This window comes from Kluyvera huaxiensis (genome assembly GCF_040149365.1).
Lineage (GTDB): Bacteria > Pseudomonadota > Gammaproteobacteria > Enterobacterales > Enterobacteriaceae > Kluyvera > Kluyvera intermedia_A.
Genome location: NZ_JBEFLV010000012.1, coordinates 16,041 through 31,693 on the forward strand (window position 1 = coordinate 16,041; position 15,653 = coordinate 31,693).

General features: G+C 54.3%; 20 protein-coding genes. 8 read left to right on the forward strand and 12 right to left on the reverse strand.

Going from position 1 to position 15,653, the window contains the following annotated elements:
* The first annotated feature begins 104 nt into the window (after window positions 1-104).
* On the forward strand, window positions 105-332 hold the full coding sequence (locus tag ABOC97_RS13595) for a YceK/YidQ family lipoprotein (protein ID WP_349598776.1): 228 nt from the start codon (window positions 105-107) through the stop codon (window positions 330-332).
* Here the strand turns inward: ABOC97_RS13595 and ABOC97_RS13600 are convergent, their stop codons facing one another.
* The 3 genes from ABOC97_RS13600 to ABOC97_RS13610 form a co-directional block, all read right to left on the reverse strand.
* Window positions 333-707, reverse strand: a complete 375-nt coding sequence (locus ABOC97_RS13600) for a MysB family protein (RefSeq protein WP_234503913.1) — start codon at window positions 705-707, stop codon at window positions 333-335. It lies immediately after the preceding gene.
* Window positions 708-811: 104 nt separating this feature from the next.
* Window positions 812-2,029 (reverse strand): multidrug efflux MFS transporter MdtG, encoded by a 1,218-nt coding sequence (gene mdtG, locus ABOC97_RS13605; protein WP_349598490.1) that lies wholly within the window; start codon window positions 2,027-2,029, stop codon window positions 812-814.
* Window positions 2,030-2,168: 139 nt separating this feature from the next.
* Window positions 2,169-3,089 (reverse strand): Kdo(2)-lipid IV(A) acyltransferase, encoded by a 921-nt coding sequence (locus ABOC97_RS13610; RefSeq protein ID WP_349598493.1) that lies wholly within the window; start codon window positions 3,087-3,089, stop codon window positions 2,169-2,171.
* Between the two features lie 233 nt (window positions 3,090-3,322).
* On the opposite strand from ABOC97_RS13610, the gene trhO reads away from it, so the two are divergent.
* Window positions 3,323-4,384, forward strand: coding sequence for an oxygen-dependent tRNA uridine(34) hydroxylase TrhO (gene trhO / locus ABOC97_RS13615; protein ID WP_349598496.1), 1,062 nt, complete (start codon window positions 3,323-3,325; stop codon window positions 4,382-4,384).
* Here the strand turns inward: trhO and ABOC97_RS13620 are convergent.
* The 6 genes from ABOC97_RS13620 to ABOC97_RS13645 all read right to left on the reverse strand — a co-directional run bounded on the left by ABOC97_RS13620 (window position 4,381) and on the right by ABOC97_RS13645 (window position 8,383).
* Window positions 4,381-4,494 carry a DUF2770 family protein gene (locus ABOC97_RS13620; RefSeq protein ID WP_072277087.1) on the reverse strand — a complete coding sequence of 38 codons (114 nt, stop codon included), beginning with the start codon at window positions 4,492-4,494 and terminating at the stop codon, window positions 4,381-4,383. The genes trhO and ABOC97_RS13620 overlap by 4 nt on opposite strands.
* A 45-nt stretch (window positions 4,495-4,539) precedes the next feature.
* Entirely contained in the window at window positions 4,540-5,658 is a 1,119-nt protein-coding gene (solA, locus tag ABOC97_RS13625; RefSeq protein ID WP_349598500.1) for an N-methyl-L-tryptophan oxidase, read from the reverse strand.
* 136 nt (window positions 5,659-5,794) lie between these two features.
* Window positions 5,795-6,049, reverse strand: coding sequence for a biofilm formation regulator BssS (gene bssS / locus ABOC97_RS13630; protein ID WP_349598779.1), 255 nt, complete (start codon window positions 6,047-6,049; stop codon window positions 5,795-5,797).
* A 281-nt stretch (window positions 6,050-6,330) separates the two neighbouring features.
* The gene (gene dinI / locus ABOC97_RS13635) at window positions 6,331-6,576 is read right to left on the reverse strand and encodes a DNA damage-inducible protein I (RefSeq protein ID WP_061280109.1); all 246 of its coding nucleotides are present in this window, start codon (window positions 6,574-6,576) and stop codon (window positions 6,331-6,333) included.
* Window positions 6,577-6,647: 71 nt separating this feature from the next.
* A complete protein-coding gene (gene pyrC, locus ABOC97_RS13640; RefSeq protein WP_349598503.1) occupies window positions 6,648-7,694 on the reverse strand; it encodes a dihydroorotase in 1,047 nt (348 codons plus the stop codon).
* Between the two features lie 128 nt (window positions 7,695-7,822).
* Window positions 7,823-8,383: a lipoprotein gene (locus ABOC97_RS13645; protein WP_234503931.1), complete on the reverse strand. Its 561-nt coding sequence runs from the start codon at window positions 8,381-8,383 to the stop codon at window positions 7,823-7,825.
* Between the two features lie 128 nt (window positions 8,384-8,511).
* Between ABOC97_RS13645 and ABOC97_RS13650 the strand changes: the two genes are divergently transcribed.
* From ABOC97_RS13650 to murJ, 5 genes are all read left to right on the forward strand, one after another.
* Complete coding sequence (locus tag ABOC97_RS13650) at window positions 8,512-8,700, forward strand: hypothetical protein (RefSeq protein WP_349598507.1); 189 nt, start codon at window positions 8,512-8,514, stop codon at window positions 8,698-8,700.
* A gap of 315 nt (window positions 8,701-9,015) precedes the next feature.
* A complete protein-coding gene (gene rimJ / locus ABOC97_RS13655) occupies window positions 9,016-9,600 on the forward strand; it encodes a ribosomal protein S5-alanine N-acetyltransferase (RefSeq protein ID WP_349598510.1) in 585 nt (194 codons plus the stop codon).
* A 10-nt stretch (window positions 9,601-9,610) separates the two neighbouring features.
* Window positions 9,611-10,264, forward strand: a complete 654-nt coding sequence (locus tag ABOC97_RS13660) for a YceH family protein (protein ID WP_349598513.1) — start codon at window positions 9,611-9,613, stop codon at window positions 10,262-10,264.
* Between the two features lie 14 nt (window positions 10,265-10,278).
* Window positions 10,279-11,193: a Gfo/Idh/MocA family protein gene (locus ABOC97_RS13665; RefSeq protein WP_349598782.1), complete on the forward strand. Its 915-nt coding sequence runs from the start codon at window positions 10,279-10,281 to the stop codon at window positions 11,191-11,193.
* An 824-nt stretch (window positions 11,194-12,017) separates the two neighbouring features.
* Window positions 12,018-13,553, forward strand: coding sequence for a murein biosynthesis integral membrane protein MurJ (gene murJ / locus ABOC97_RS13670; protein ID WP_349598515.1), 1,536 nt, complete (start codon window positions 12,018-12,020; stop codon window positions 13,551-13,553).
* Between the two features lie 43 nt (window positions 13,554-13,596).
* Here murJ and flgN read toward each other — a convergent pair whose 3' ends face one another.
* From flgN to flgA, 3 genes are all read right to left on the reverse strand, one after another.
* Window positions 13,597-14,025, reverse strand: coding sequence for a flagella biosynthesis chaperone FlgN (gene flgN / locus ABOC97_RS13675; protein ID WP_234503944.1), 429 nt, complete (start codon window positions 14,023-14,025; stop codon window positions 13,597-13,599).
* Window positions 14,026-14,030: 5 nt separating this feature from the next.
* Window positions 14,031-14,324, reverse strand: a complete 294-nt coding sequence (flgM, locus tag ABOC97_RS13680) for a flagellar biosynthesis anti-sigma factor FlgM (protein WP_234503946.1) — start codon at window positions 14,322-14,324, stop codon at window positions 14,031-14,033.
* Between the two features lie 96 nt (window positions 14,325-14,420).
* Window positions 14,421-15,080 carry a flagellar basal body P-ring formation chaperone FlgA gene (flgA, locus tag ABOC97_RS13685; RefSeq protein WP_349598519.1) on the reverse strand — a complete coding sequence of 220 codons (660 nt, stop codon included), beginning with the start codon at window positions 15,078-15,080 and terminating at the stop codon, window positions 14,421-14,423.
* A 156-nt stretch (window positions 15,081-15,236) separates the two neighbouring features.
* On the opposite strand from flgA, the gene flgB reads away from it, so the two are divergent.
* Entirely contained in the window at window positions 15,237-15,653 is a 417-nt protein-coding gene (flgB, locus tag ABOC97_RS13690; RefSeq protein WP_234503951.1) for a flagellar basal body rod protein FlgB, read from the forward strand.

The following is a 15,653-nucleotide window of genomic DNA, read 5'->3' on the forward strand; positions in this document are numbered from 1 at the left end:
CCGGCCTTCAGGCTGGGAACGCGTGGAGCTTAGATTCGCCGTAGGGAAATACCGGCAATGATTGCCGGTATTTTTTTGTCTGTTTAATGAGGAAGATTGACGTGATACGAATCATTCTGGTGGCGGCCATGGTGACGGTGCTGAGCGGATGCGGCAGCATTATCAGCCGGACAATCCCGGGGCAAGGCCACGGAAACCAGTACTACCCGGGCGTGCAATGGGATCTGCGTGATTCCGCCTGGCGTTATGTCACCATTCTTGATCTGCCATTCTCGCTGGTCTTCGATACCCTGTTGCTGCCTATCGATGCCAGCCACGGGCCTTACGAGTAACTAGCGCTCATCCCACTCATCGGCAGCGGTCTGGCCCTCTTCGGTATCCAGCGAGGGCTCAAGCTGATACTCGCCCTCATCCCATTCGTGCAACGTATTCTCTTCTATCCATTCCTGACGCAGTTCAACTTCATCGAAGTCGCCGTCAAATACGCTCTGGGCCGCTTCGCCAGTGAGCATCGGTAGGCATTCACCGTCTTCATCCTCGTCGGCAAAGAACTCGGCCTGCCACATAATGTCGCCGTCTTGTTGAACGTACTTTTGCATATTGAACTGCTGTACGTCCGCGTCACCTTCCTCAAGACCGGGGTTATCGGCGAGGAACGTTTCGCGTGCCGCATCAATAGCTTCTTCGAGGGTGGCATATAAAGTCATCTCAACTCCCTGCAATATGATGGGTATTCAGGAAAATAATAGCTGAACTTTTTGGTTGTACACGCCCGCGGCTTTGAATTTACGCAAACCGCCGGGCGAGTACTTCAGGTACGGGATGGGGCAGGGCGACGACGCAGGCTAAGCCCGGTATAAACGGCGTTAATTAATACCACCAGGGCGGTAACGAAAAACACGGCGCGGAAGCCATAGTTTGCTGAGACGGCGGCGCCAATCAGCGGGCCGGTGACGTTACCGATATCGCGAAAGGATTGGTTATAGCTGAAAATTCGCCCGGCAATTTGGTTGCTGGAGTTGTAGACCAGCAGCGTTTGCACTGCGGGTAGCAGCGCGCCATCGGCAGCGCCGAGCAGAAACCGCAGGATTCCTAGCTGCAATGGCGTTTGTACAAACGACATGGGGATCAGTAACAGCACTGAAATGATGAGGGCGGCGATCAGGATCTTTTCGGGGCCGATGCGATCGCCCAGTTTGCCCAGTCGCGGCGCGCACAGCAGCGCGGCCACGCCGGGTACCGACGCAATCATGCCGCTGATAAATGCAATATCGCTGATATTACCCGCGAGATCGCGCACATAAAGCGTCAATATAGGGGCAATCGAGCCGGTGGCGACCTGAATGATTAAGGTGGTGACAAACAGGCTTAAGACCAGCTCGCGGTTTTTCAGTGAGCCAAACACCTCTTTGACGTGCAGCATCTCCTTTTTGGAGACCGGGGTGAAGTTCTCGCGGATAAAAAAGAGCGTCAGAATAAAGCAAATAAACAAGACCGCTGCGGTAATAAAGAAGACCGGACGCAGGCCATAGTTGTCCGCGAGGAAGCCGCCTGCCAGTGGTCCTAATAACGCGCCGCTGACCCCGCCCGTGGATAATGTCCCCAGCGCCCAGCCGCTTTTGTGGCGCGGGATCTGCGTTGCAATCAGGGCGTTGGCGTTAGGAATAAACCCACCTAATAGCCCCAGCAGCGCGCGCAGCACCAGGAATTGCCAGATATTCTGTGCCAGCCCCATTAACAGCATCACGACTCCCATGCCCAGCGCCGAGCGCAGCAGCATGATTTTACGGCCTTTACGGTCTGCGAGCCCGCCCCACAGCGGCGAAGCAATGGCGGAAAACAGGAAAGTGATACTGAACACCAGCCCGGACCACATATTGAGTTCGCTATGACCGGTTATGCCAAGTTGTTCCACATAGAGGGGGAGAAAAGGCATCACCAGGCTGAATGCGGCACCGGTTAAAAAACAGCCGAGCCAAACGACGGTGAGGTTACGCTTCCAGTTTATGGGGGCATCTGAGGGTTGCATAGGATTCCGCAGGCGATATGTCGCCAAAAAAGACTGTATATATAAGCCTGCTAATTATGCGCCTGTGTTCATATCGTCGCAATGCGGGAAGCTTTAAAGCTAAAACAAAAACGCGCAGCCGGGGCTGCGCGTGGAAGAGCTAGTACAGGGAGGGCATGCCCTCGGGGCGCGTTTTAAAGCGGCGGTGTAACCACATGTACTGCTCGGGAGCCATCATGATGCACTGCTCGATAACTTTGTTCATCCACGTGGCGGTGGTTTCGGCATCATCCAGCGGCGGGGTGCACTCAGGCGGCAGGATGATCAGCTCATAGCCTTTGCCATCCGGTTTACGGCGCGGTACGAACGGCACGATGCAGGCTTTAGACATCTTCGCCAGCATCCAGGTACCGGAGGTGGTCGCCGCATCTTTCACCGCGAACAACGGAGCAAACACGCTGGCGCGTGGGCCGTAGTCGTGATCCGGCGCATACCAGATGATTTCGCCGTTTTTCAGCGCTCTGACCATCCCTTTAAGGTCTTTACGATCGATCATGTCTTTATTGGAACGCATGCGGCCCCAGGTCTGGAGCAGGTCGATGACCGGGTTGTCATTCGGGCGGTAGACGCCGATACCGGGATTATGAATGCCGAACATCCGCGCGCCCATTTCGAGGGTCAGGAAATGAATCCCGATCAGCAATACGCCGCGCCCGGAATCCTGTACTGCGCGAATATGCTCAAGACCACTTGCATCCATCCAGCGATTTATGCGGGCGGTAGGCCAGAACCAGGCGATGCCGGTTTCAATGACGCCCATGCCCACCGATTCAAAATTCTTCACCGCCAATTGCTGGCGTTCCGCTTCGCTCATCTCGGGGAAACAGAGTTCAAGATTACGGTAAGCAATTTTGGCGCGTCGTTTCATTAAGCGCATAGCCAATCGGCCCATTGCATGGCCCAGACGATAAAGAACCGGATAGGGCAACTGAACGACTAGCCAGAGCAGGCCAACGGCTAACCATAACAGCCAATAACGGGGGTGCAGCAGTGCGGCAGTAAATTTGGGTAACTGGGTCATGTCTTTCCTGTTGTTATAAGCAACTGGCTCTATTGTTGCACTTTTTCTCTGTCATCCAAAATGACCAGCATTCGACTGGTGTTAATTTAAACGATTGTTTTAAGGTACCTAATGGATGGTGATAAAAATGTAGCGCAAAATATGGAGATGTAAATTGGCGATGATTGCTATATCATGCGCCCCGTTTATCAATAAACCGAATCATCCATTCAATTTTGCAGGATAAGAACACCATGCCAGTGTTGCATAACCGCATTTCGAATGAGACGCTGAAAGCGCAGATGCTGGCGGAAACTGAGCCACGCACCACCATCTCATTCTATAAATATTTTACCATTGTCGATCCGAAAGCAACGCGAGATGCGCTCTACGTCGCGTTGTCGGCGCTAAACGTCTTTGGCCGCGTCTACCTTGCCCGCGAAGGGATTAATGCGCAGATTAGCGTGCCTGCAAGCCAGGTTGATGCGCTGCGTGAGTACCTGGACGGCTTCGACCCGGCGTTGAAAAACCTGCGCCTTAATATTGCGCTGGACGATGACGGTAAGTCGTTCTGGGTACTGCGTATGAAGGTGCGCGAGCGTATTGTCGCCGATGGTATTGAAGACTCAACCTTTGATGCCAGCGATGTGGGCGAGTACCTGAAGGCTGCCGAAGTTAACGCCATGCTCGACGACCCGGATGCGGTGTTTATCGATATGCGCAACCACTACGAATATGAAGTGGGTCATTTCGACCAGGCGCTGGAAATCCCGGCAGATACCTTCCGCGAGCAGTTGCCGAAGGCGGTCGAGATGATGCAGGAGCATAAAGATAAAAAGATCGTGATGTACTGCACCGGTGGCATTCGCTGTGAGAAAGCCAGCGCGTGGATGAAGCACAACGGCTTTAAGCAGGTCTGGCACATCGAAGGCGGGATCATTGAGTATGCGCGTCGTGCACGTGAGCAGGGGTTGCCGGTGCGCTTTATTGGCAAGAACTTTGTCTTTGACGAACGTATGGGCGAGCGTATTTCCGATGAGATCATTGCTCATTGCCACCAGTGCGGCACGCTATGCGACAGCCACACTAATTGCTTAAACGACGGTTGCCATCTGTTGTTTATCCAATGCCCGGCCTGTGCGGCGAAATATGATGGCTGTTGCAGCGAAGCCTGTCAGGAAGAGCATAAACTGCCGGAAGAAGAGCAGCGTCTACGTCGCGCTGGGCGGGAAAATGGCAATAAAATCTTCAATAAGTCCCGCGGTCGTCTGAACACCAAGCTGGGTATTCCGGACCCGGAAAGCGCCGGTAACTAGCTGAAATAGAGATAGGCGATGTCAATCACTGCCAGCAGCAGCCAGAGCATCAGATAAAGCATTAGGTGTTCACGGATATTGTTGATGAGATAGTTGAACAGGCGACGCATAGCATTCTCGAGTGAACGGCCCCGAAAATTCGGGGCCGTTTTGTTTTATTGATTAAAGCGGTTAAGCGTGAAGGGGCTCAGGTCAAACGCTGGGGTTTGCTGTTGTGCAAACTGGGCGGCAATTTCGCCCAGCACGGTAGCAAACTTAAATCCATGGCCGCTCAGACCACCGATAAACAGGACATCCGGTTGGCCGGGCAGGGTGTCGATAATAAAATCTTCATCCGGCGAATTATCATAGGTGCAGGATGCGCCGTGCAGACAACCGCCAATTCCCGGCAGGATCTGGCGCAGGAAGCTGAAGGCTTCTGAGCCATCAGTCGCAACTGCCGCAAACGCTTTTCGTTCCTCGGGGCTGTTTATCAGCTGGCCGCCATTATGCTTACCGATTTTTAGCTCATTCTCCACCGCTGGGAAGCCGTAGAACTGGTCGCCATTCGGTAACTCACCGGTGAAGGCCGGGAAATTATTCTTTTTACTGTAGCGGCCATCGGCCTGATACCAGGCAAACACTTTGCGTACTGGCTGAATAGGCAACTCAGGGTAGAACTGTTTCACCCAGGTGCCCGCGCTCAGCAGTAACTTCTTGCCGCGCCAGCTGCCTTCGGAGGTTTCAATCGTCACGCCGTCAGCATCGCTATGTATTGCGGTAACAGGGCAGTTAAATAGCTGCGCGCAGCCAGCGTCTTTGGCCATTGCAATCAGCGTTTTGACAGCCAGTTCGCTTTTCAGTACTCCAGCGTTAGGTTCAAAAACAGCGTGATAATCGCTCGGTACGATAATCTCCGGCCAGCGTTTCATCACCGCGGCGGCGTCGAGATGCTCTACCGGAAGCTCGAACTGCGCAGCGCTTTGCGCTGCGGTCTGGAGAAAGCTGGAGTGGGCAGGGCCAAGGTTAACCACGCCGCTGCGTTCAAACAGCTCTTCACCGCTGGTGGCGGCAAGTTCATCCCATAACTTCTGGGCGCGCAGTACCAGCGGCACGTATTTTTCGCCTTCGCCGTAGGCATGACGCATCAGGCGCGTGTCTCCGTGGTGGCTACCCTGCTGGTGTGGCGGCATATGGGCGTCGGTCATCAGGACGTTTAATCCTGCTTTTCGGGCGTAATAACCTGCCGCAGCGCCAACGGAGCCGCTGCCAATAATAATAAGATCGTATTGCATAGTCTTTCCTGACACGATGTTTAGGCGCGAAACACAGACCGGTAGAGTAATTAACCCATAGAGGTTATACAAGCGTGGAAATAATTAAGGCACCCGCAGGTGCCTGTTGGCTCTTAACTCGAGGAAAGTATCGGCATTAATGCCTGCGATACTCGTTGACCTGATAATCGCCAGACTCAATTTTGGCAATCCCGGCTTCAAGAATAGAAATAAACTGACGTGCGACGTCCGTCGTTAGCCACAGGGTCTGGCCAACTTCTGCTTCTTTGTTGCTCGATTCATTGGGGTCTTGGTAGTGCAGGCGCAACATCAGCGCATCATAGCTATCTACGGTGCTGATGTCCCATCCGACGAGGGGATGGGTCTGGATGACTTCATTATTCTTTTCCATCATAACCCCTTATATACGTGTTAAAAGGCAACAACTCTCGAGGTTTAATGCAATTTTTTGTGAAGCTTTATCAGTATACAACAATTCAATAAATACTCGAGAATTGAAATCAAAAGCAACATAAATTCCTGAGTAGGTTGTTGTTTGCGCAATAAACAACCATTTTGCTCATTGTTTTTGCGGCTAATCTAAAATATGGCGATGAAAGGCGGGGAAAACAAGCGGATAAAGATGAAAAAAAGCCGGGGCGACCCGGCAAAAACACAATGTTGGAACAAGGGTTAATCGGTAATAAACCAGTCGTCCGCACTTTCCCACGTTTCTTGCAGGATCTCGGTGATACGGTCTTTATCTTCTTTAATTCCACCAATGACGGAGAGGTTGTTGCTGGCGGCATAACGCACGCTGACGCTGCCTCCGCTGTCGGGAAACTGGTTGTTAATACGGCGGGATAGTTCGTCTGCCAGCGCGTCTAAGGCACCGGCGGGCAGCACGGTGGTTTTTGCAACAGTGACTTCAATACGCATAATTGCCCCCTGTGTAATATACTGTATATTTATACAGTTACATTCGAGCTTTTACAACAGGGGGCGCGATTTTATTTTTTCACCGTCCAGCGCAGCGTTTCGCCGGCGAGGAATGGCACCAGGGTATCGTCGCTCAGCGCGATGCTTTCGGCCACCCGGCTCTCTTCACGTACCAGCTCGACAAAGCCTTCGTTGACCGGCAGGCCGTAGAAGCGTGGTCCATTCAGCGAACAGAAGGCTTCCAGGTGCTGTAGTGCATTCATCTCTTCGAATACCGTGGCGTAGCTGCTCAGTGCGGTTGGGGCGTTGAAGCATCCGGCGCAGCCGCAGCTCGCTTCTTTACGGTGACGGGCATGTGGTGCCGAATCGGTGCCGAGGAACGCGCGGGTAAAGCCGCTGGCAACCAGTTCACGCAGCGCCTGCTGGTGAATATTACGTTTAAGGATAGGCAGGCAGTAAAGATGCGGACGTACGCCGCCGACCAGCATGTGGTTGCGGTTAAACATCAGGTGCTGCGGGGTTATCGTGGCAGCGATAAGCTCGTTACCGTCGCGGACGTATTCCGCCGCGTCTTTGGTGGTGATGTGCTCAAATACCACCTTCAGACCCGGCAAGCGTTGGCGCAGCGGTTCCATGACGGTGTCGATAAAGCGTGCTTCGCGGTCGAAAATATCGATATCCGCGTGGGTGACTTCGCCGTGTACCAACAGCGGCATGCCCAGCTTTTCCATACGCTCAAGTACCGGCATGATGGCATCGGTGCTGGTGACACCGTGGCTGGAGTTGGTGGTCGCGTTAGCCGGATACAGCTTGGCGGCGGTAAACACACCTTCATTAAAGCCGCGCTCAAGCTCGTTAGGGTCCAACGTATCGGTTAAATAACAGGTCATCAACGGAGTGAAATCATGCCCGGCAGGCACGGCGTCAAGAATACGCTGGCGGTAGGCGATAGCCGCATCCACGGTGGTGATTGGCGGAACCAGATTCGGCATGATAATCGCGCGGCCATACAGTTCACTGGTATACGGAACAACCGTTTTCAGCATCTCGCCATCGCGAAGATGAATATGCCAGTCGTCTGGGCGGCGAATTTTCACAACTTGAGGTAATGCGGTCATTTGAGGCTCCGGCTGGTGGGATTGCAGTCATTTTTGCCGGGCACTAAGGATAAGCGTAAACGTTTTCCTTTGCATCTCTTTTAGATAAAAAAATGCCCGGTCATCGCCGGGCATTTTTTATGGATGAATCAATTAGTGAACGGGATGATGATCTCACCAGGCTTCACTTCGATACCTTTGGCATATTTTTTCGCCAGCGCTTCGCCCTGGCTGGCATCTTCTTTCAGCACGTAGGCGGGCTGTTTATTGAAGTAGGTGCGCAGAGACTGGTTCAGGTACGGGATAAGCGTTTGTACCACCGACTGCATTTTTTCCGGCGTCACTTTCGCGTCCTGGACTTCCATCTCCTGTAGATAGATAGCGCCTTGCTCCTGGTTAAAGACCGGCAGCGCTTTAAGCGTCAGAACAATGTTAGCTTTCTGGCTGCCAAACAGTGAATTCAGGTCCAGCTTCGCATCGCCACTGAGCGTGATTTTATTCGGTTCTTCACGGCCAATCGCGCTGGTGAGATTGCTGAGGACGATGTGCGCGTCAGCGACGCCAGGGAGCCCGATATCTTTGGAGAAATTATTGCGTTTCTGTAGCGCCTGATTAATCTCCTGCTCGCTGACGGAATACTGCGTAAGCTGGTTACAACCAACGACCAGACCGCTGACAATCAGGGCGGCAATGACTAACAATTTATTCATGGGGTTCCTCAACGAGATGCATCATGTTCATCCTGACTAAGAGCAGCATACGCTGTCAGTAGGTCTGTGACAGCGGAAAACACTGAAAGTGCCGTGGTGAGGTTCAACCGTTACCGGAAACAGACCTCATGCTGCGTGCAAAATCCGGTGTCGACAGATTCAAAACAGATAAATACCGTGCTAAACGATCCTATTTATCGTGGCGGTCGGCAGACTTTTTATCATTGAAAAAGCCGGCATCGCAGTTTGGTAATGCTAATTTCACCCATCATGGAGCCTTTAAAGAAATAAATATTGATACCGCAGGGGCGCCTTAGAATACACGATAGCGGCATGTCGAAATCTTAGGCAGCGAATTCTCGCAAAGTTGGCACTGCTTTATTTGTCTCTAAATGGCAAAAACGGGTTATTCAGCTGAATAAATAACCGTTTTGGTCTTTTCCTCATTTCTCAAGCGGTTAGAAAATACCAGTAACATCTTCATTTTGCTGGACTGTCTCACCTTTTCACGTATTGCCAGTCGCGGGGCTTTTTTATCACAATGCAAAATAATAGATTGTTGTTTTCATTGGCTGCCGTGGTGCAGGTATAGTTAAACGACCAGGGTATAGGTTTGGTACGGGAGTAGTGAGATGTTTGGCTATCGCAGTAATGTGCCGAAAGTTAGGTTAACCACGGACCGGCTGGTCGTGCGTCTGGTTCATGACCGGGACGCCTGGCGTCTGGCTGATTATTACGCCGAGAATCGGCAGTTTTTAAAACCCTGGGAACCTGTCCGCGATGACAGCCATTGCTATCCTTCGGGCTGGCAGGCGCGGTTGTCGATGATTAATGAGTTTCATAAGCAGGGAACGGCTTTTTATTTCGTGTTGCTCGACCCGGAAGAGAAAGAGATTATCGGGGTGGCAAACTTTTCTAACGTGGTGCGCGGCTCATTCCATTCCTGCTACCTCGGCTACTCCATCGGCCAGAAATGGCAGGGGCAGGGGATGATGTACGAAGCGCTCACCAGCGCTATCCGCTATATGCAACGAACGCAACACATTCACCGTATTATGGCCAACTATATGCCGCACAATCAGCGCAGCGGTGGACTGCTGGCGCGATTGGGTTTCGAAAAAGAAGGCTACGCCAAAGACTATTTGCTGATTGACGGCGAGTGGCGCGATCACGTGCTCACGGCGTTGACTACCCCACAATGGACTGCTGGTCGCTAAGGAGACAACCATGAAATACCAACTGAGTCCGCTCGAGGCCCGCGTTATCGGCTGCCTGCTGGAAAAACAGGTTACTACCCCCGAGCAGTATCCGCTGTCGATTAACGGCGTGGTTACGGCCTGCAACCAGAAAACCAACCGGGAACCGGTGATGACGCTCAGCGAAGCGGAAGTGCAGAATCAGCTAGATATGCTGGTCAAACGCCACTACCTGCGCACGGTCAGCGGTTTTGGCAACCGGGTGACAAAATACGAACAGCGTTTTTGTAATTCTGAGTTTGGCGATCTTAAGCTCTCCAGTGCGGAAGTGGCGCTGGTTACTACGCTGCTGCTGCGCGGTGCGCAAACGCCTGGCGAACTGCGCGGTCGCGCGCAGCGTATGCATGAATTTGGCGATATGGCGGAAGTTGAGAGCACCCTCGAGCGCCTGGCGAATCGTGAAGATGGCCCGTTTGTCGTTCGTCTGCCGCGCGAGCCGGGTAAACGCGAAAGCCGCTATATGCATCTGTTCAGCGGTGAGGTGGACCTGCAGGCGATGGCCGCCAGTCAGCCAGATTCCCCGCTGATTGATGATGATCTGCGCTCCCGCGTCGAAGCGCTGGAAGGCGAAGTCGCCGAGTTGAAACAGCGCCTGGACTCACTGCTGGCGCACCTTGGAGAGTAATCAGGATGGCTAAAATTCGCATTGGCGTGGTGGGGCTGGGCGGTATTGCCCAAAAAGCGTGGCTGCCGGTGTTAAGTGCCGCGACCGACTGGACGCTACAGGCAGCCTGGTCGCCGGGGAAAGAAAAGGCGCTGCGGGTGTGTGAAAACTACCGTATGCCCTATGCCGACTCGCTCACGGCACTTGCCGCCCAGTGTGATGCGGTCTTCGTTCATAGCTCTACGGCTTCGCATTACGCCGTGGTGAGCGAACTGCTCAATGCCGGTGTCCATGTCTGCGTCGATAAACCGTTGGCCGATAAACTCGACGACGCCGAGCGGCTGGTGGCGCTGGCGGCGCGTAAAAACCTGACCCTGATGGTTGGCTTTAACCGCCGTTTTTCGCCGCTGTACCGACAGTTGAAACAGCGGGCTGGTGAGATGTCTTCGCTGCGCATGGACAAGCACCGCGCTGACAGCGTGGGCCCGCACGACCTGCGTTTTACGCTGCTGGATGACTATCTGCACGTGGTGGATACCGCGCTGTGGCTGGCCGACGGTAAGGCGAAACTCAGCGGCGGTATGCTGCAAACCACTGACCAAGGCTGTATGTTCTACGCGGAGCATCACTTCAGCCAGCCAGGGCTACAGATTACCACCAGCATGCACCGCCGCGCGGGCAGCCAACGCGAATGGGTGCAGGCGGTAACGGATGGCGGGCTGTACGAGGTGACGGATATGCGTGAGTGGCGAGAAGAACGCGGTGCCGGTGTCGTCACGCAGCCGATTCCGGGCTGGCAAACGACCCTCGAACAGCGCGGTTTTAGCGGCTGCGCGCGTCACTTTATTGAGTGTGTGCAAAATCAGACTGTTCCTGATACGGCGGGTGAGCAGGCGATTTATGCCCAGCGTATTGTGGAAGGGTTATGGCGTGAGGCGATCCGCGAATAGACCGAGATTACATTCAACGGACAATACGATTGAAAAGGGAGCTCTGTTGCGCTCCCTTTCTACTCTTGCCATATAAAAAGTGCGACGCAAGGAGCGCGCAGGGGGCGGCCAATCGCCGCCGCCCCCTGCACCCCCAGGCTCTAGCGGCAGAATCGCCGCTTCGCGGTTCCCTCAGCTTATGCCTTCCGGCTTTCGGGTCGGGCGCGAGGTAACATCCCTGTAAAGCCGCGCCCTCAGCCCACATCCCTGTGGGCTGCCCCGGCCTGCAGGCAACGCTTCTGCGATTCAGACGCCACCTATGCCGCTGTAGTCTTTTCGCTAAAAGCAAAAATCGAAGTCGCTGGAACCGATGAGTCCCCGCTTGAAATCGGTGAGCCGGAGAATGGAAGACAAGGTCAGTCCGCCAGGACGGCGGACTGAGGCGAACCGAGACACGACAAAATTGCCGGGAGCAATTTTGAACAACGCTTGCGTTGGCCCGAAGGGCGAGTCCCAGGGATGGGACGAGTAGCGTCGAGTTTCGCCGTGCCGCAGGCTGGAGTTCGCAGGCGAACGCAGTGCGAAGCACCGATTTCGCCGCGGGGCCGCGGGGATTGCAAAGGGGGCGCGGCGCCCCCCTTAGCCCGTTCACGGGAAACGAGGCTTCATATATCGCTTGACGAAAGGTGAACGGAACCCCGCACTCAGCCGGCAAGTTCCACTGTAAACCCACATCAGCTGTAACAACTGGCAGTGGCAATTCACCCCGAACCCGGTAGACTAACGCCACTTTTTCAGCGCTCATCTAGCGGGCGCTCTGATCCAGGTTGTGGAATCACAGATTAATGAACCTACTTAAATCGCTGGCAGCCGTCAGCTCGATGACTATGTTTTCGCGCGTACTGGGATTTGCGCGTGACGCGATTGTAGCGAGGGTATTCGGTGCCGGTATGGCCACTGACGCCTTTTTCGTGGCGTTTAAGCTGCCAAATCTACTGCGGCGTATTTTTGCCGAAGGCGCATTTTCTCAGGCGTTCGTGCCTATTCTGGCGGAATATAAAAGCAAGCAGGGTGAAGATGCGACCCGCGTCTTTGTCTCCTATGTCTCGGGCCTGCTGACGCTGGCGCTGGCGCTGGTGACGGTGCTGGGGATGATTGCCGCACCGTGGGTAATTACCATTACCGCCCCCGGTTTTGCTGATACCGCAGATAAATTCGCCTTAACTACGCAGCTGCTGCGCATTACTTTCCCCTATATTCTGCTGATCTCGCTGGCCTCGCTGGTCGGGGCCATCCTGAATACCTGGAACCGTTTCTCCGTGCCGGCGTTTGCGCCGACGTTCCTGAACGTCAGCATGATAGGCTTCGCGCTGTTTGCCGCGCCGCACTTCCATCCACCGGTGCTGGCGCTGGCGTGGGCGGTCACGGTCGGCGGCGTGCTACAGCTGGCCTATCAACTGCCGCACTTGAAGAAAATCGGCATGCTGGTGTTGCCGCGCTTTAGCCTGAAAGATGCGGGCGCGGTGCGGGTGGTGAAACAGATGGGGCCGGCAATTCTTGGCGTTTCCGTCAGCCAGATTTCGCTTATTATCAACACCATTTTTGCCTCCTTCCTCGTCTCCGGGTCTGTCTCGTGGATGTACTATGCTGACCGCCTGATGGAGTTCCCCTCCGGCGTGCTGGGCGTGGCGTTGGGGACTATCCTGCTGCCATCGCTGTCGAAAAGCTTCGCCAGCGGCAACCATGATGAATACTGTCGCCTGATGGACTGGGGCTTGCGTCTGTGCTTCCTGCTGGCGCTGCCAAGCGCGGTGGCATTGGGGATTCTGGCTAAACCGCTGACCGTGGCGCTGTTCCAGTACGGCAAATTCACCGCATTCGATGCGGCAATGACCCAACGCGCGCTGGTAGCCTACTCGGTCGGCCTGATGGGGCTGATTGTCGTGAAGGTGCTGGCACCGGGCTTCTACTCACGCCAGGATATTAAAACCCCGGTCAAAATTGCTATTGTGACGCTGATTATGACCCAGGTGATGAACCTGGCGTTTATCGGCCCGCTTAAGCATGCGGGGCTGTCGCTGTCGATTGGTCTGGCGGCCTGTCTTAACGCGGCGCTGCTTTACTGGCAGCTGCGTAAACAGAAAATCTTTACCCCGCAGCCGGGCTGGCGCATGTTCCTGGTACGTCTGGTGGTCTCGGTTCTGGTGATGGCGGCGGCGCTGCTGGGTATGATGTATGTGATGCCAGAGTGGTCGCTGGGGACAATGCCATTCCGCCTGCTGCGCCTGACGGGCGTGGTGCTGGTGGGGATCGTCGCTTACTTTGCAACGCTGGCGATTCTGGGATTCAAGATTAAAGAGTTTGCCCGCCGGACGGCGTAAAAGAGATGCACTTCGCGGGGCACATCATGTTGCCCCGCACGTTTTACACTGAGAATTTCTTCGCGCTACGCGCCAGACTACTTCCTGCCGTCTGACCATCTTTACCGTAAAGCCCCGTTTCCTGGAACGGTTTGAGAACGTCAATCGCCTGTTGATTGCGTTCAATCTGACCTTCAAGTAACCAGCCGTTGTGCTGGTTTACGCGGCGTAGATGCTGCGTGGTATCGGTGATAGCCTGCCAGCGGTCGCCAACCTCTTCTTCGGCGTTACGTTGCGCCGTTTGTTCGACCCGGCGCTGTTTCTCCAGATAGTCTAACGTTGCCAACAGAGAGCTTTTCTCTTCCGTTATGCTGGCAAGTTGCAGGCCGTTGACGTTGCCTGCGGAGAGCTGTTGCTGCTCAGCATCCATCACCTCTTTTAGCGAGTTGAGGATGCTGATCATTTGGTCGAGTATCGCTGACAAACCGCTCATCTTTTTTATTTACTCTGTAGATAGTCTTGGGTGTCCTGAATTAACGCGTCGGCAATCTTGCCGGTATCCATTTTTAATTCGCCGTTACGGATTGCGGTTTTCAGTTCTTCGACGCGAGCCATATTAATATCGCTGCTGCCGGAGCGGGTTAACGCCGTCTGCGCATTGCTTAAAGTCACACTCGCGCTGGTGGCGGTGGTGGTCTTTTCCGCACGCGTTTTTTGCGCGCTGGTTTCTGGGGTTTCGCGCGGCTGTACGGTGGTGACAGCTTTCAGAGGTGATGTACGATCGATGCTCATGGTTCTTTCCTCATGGAGGCTCTGGTATGGCGCAGGCGCCGACTCTCATTAATTGTTAATTATCTATCGGCAAGCGATACAGTTTCTTTATGACGTTTATAGATTAATCAGAATATTCCCATCAGTATTGACCTGTCCGCTCACCACCTGCCCGGACGGCATTCGCACCCGCGCACTTTGCGCCACGGCGGCATTGTTTAATGCCTGGCCTTCACTGTTGATACTGAATCCATCTCCTTGCGCAATCACCATCACCTTTTGCCCGGCTTTCACCCGCCATGATTGGCGCACCATTGACAGCTGAATGGGCTGCCCAATAGCCACGTCGCGCAGGCTGATAGCATCTTCGGCCTGCGCCAGCGTCAGCATGGTGCGAGGCGGTAATTGATCGAGCCGGCCGCGCATCAACGTCACGCTCTGCGCTTCAATCGGCGTTCCGCGCACAATCGGCGCGGCGGCAACAACGTACTCACCCATCGCCTGCACGCTGACCTGCAAATACTGCTTCGCATTCCCGCACTGCGCCAGCACCGTTAAATTTCCCCACAGGCGCGAATTCCCCGGCGTCGTAAACGCGGGCTCATCGCAGGCAAGCTTCAGATTTTGCGCATTGCGCAGGCTGACGCTGACTTCAGTGCTAAAACCGGTAAGCCGCTGGGTAAAAAAATCGGTCAACTGAGTCTGGATATCAGCCGCGTGAGCCAACGGGCCGAAGGCCAGCAGCGCTGCGGTAAATGGGGCAATGAGCTGACGCATTGAACGCTCCAGTGGATGGCGAATGTACGCATTTTACCCAACTTACGCCGACATCAACGCAATAAATAGCGACGCATATTGCGCTTATTCCGACGATGACGCGCAGGTGCGGAGAATTAAGCTTATAGCTGAAACTTTGTCATTAGCGGAGGAGACATGCTCGATAAACTCGATGCCGCATTACGTTTTCAGCAAGAAGCTCTAAACCTGCGCGCTGAGCGTCAGGAAATTCTGGCTGCCAATATTGCCAACGCCGATACCCCGGGGTATCAGGCGCGCGATATGGATTTTGCCAGCGAACTTAAAAAAGTGATGGCGCGCGGGCGCGCGGAAAACAGCGGCGTTTCGCTGACGCTGACCTCTTCACGCCACATTCCCGCCCAGACAATCTCGACACCTGAAGCCGACCTTCTGTACCGCATTCCCGACCAGCCAGCGATGGATGGCAACACCGTCGATATGGACCGGGAACGTACGCAGTTTGCCGATAACAGCCTCCAGTACCAGACCGGGCTTACGGTTCTGGGCGGACAAATCAAGGGCATGATGAGTGTCCTGCAGCAGGGGAACTAA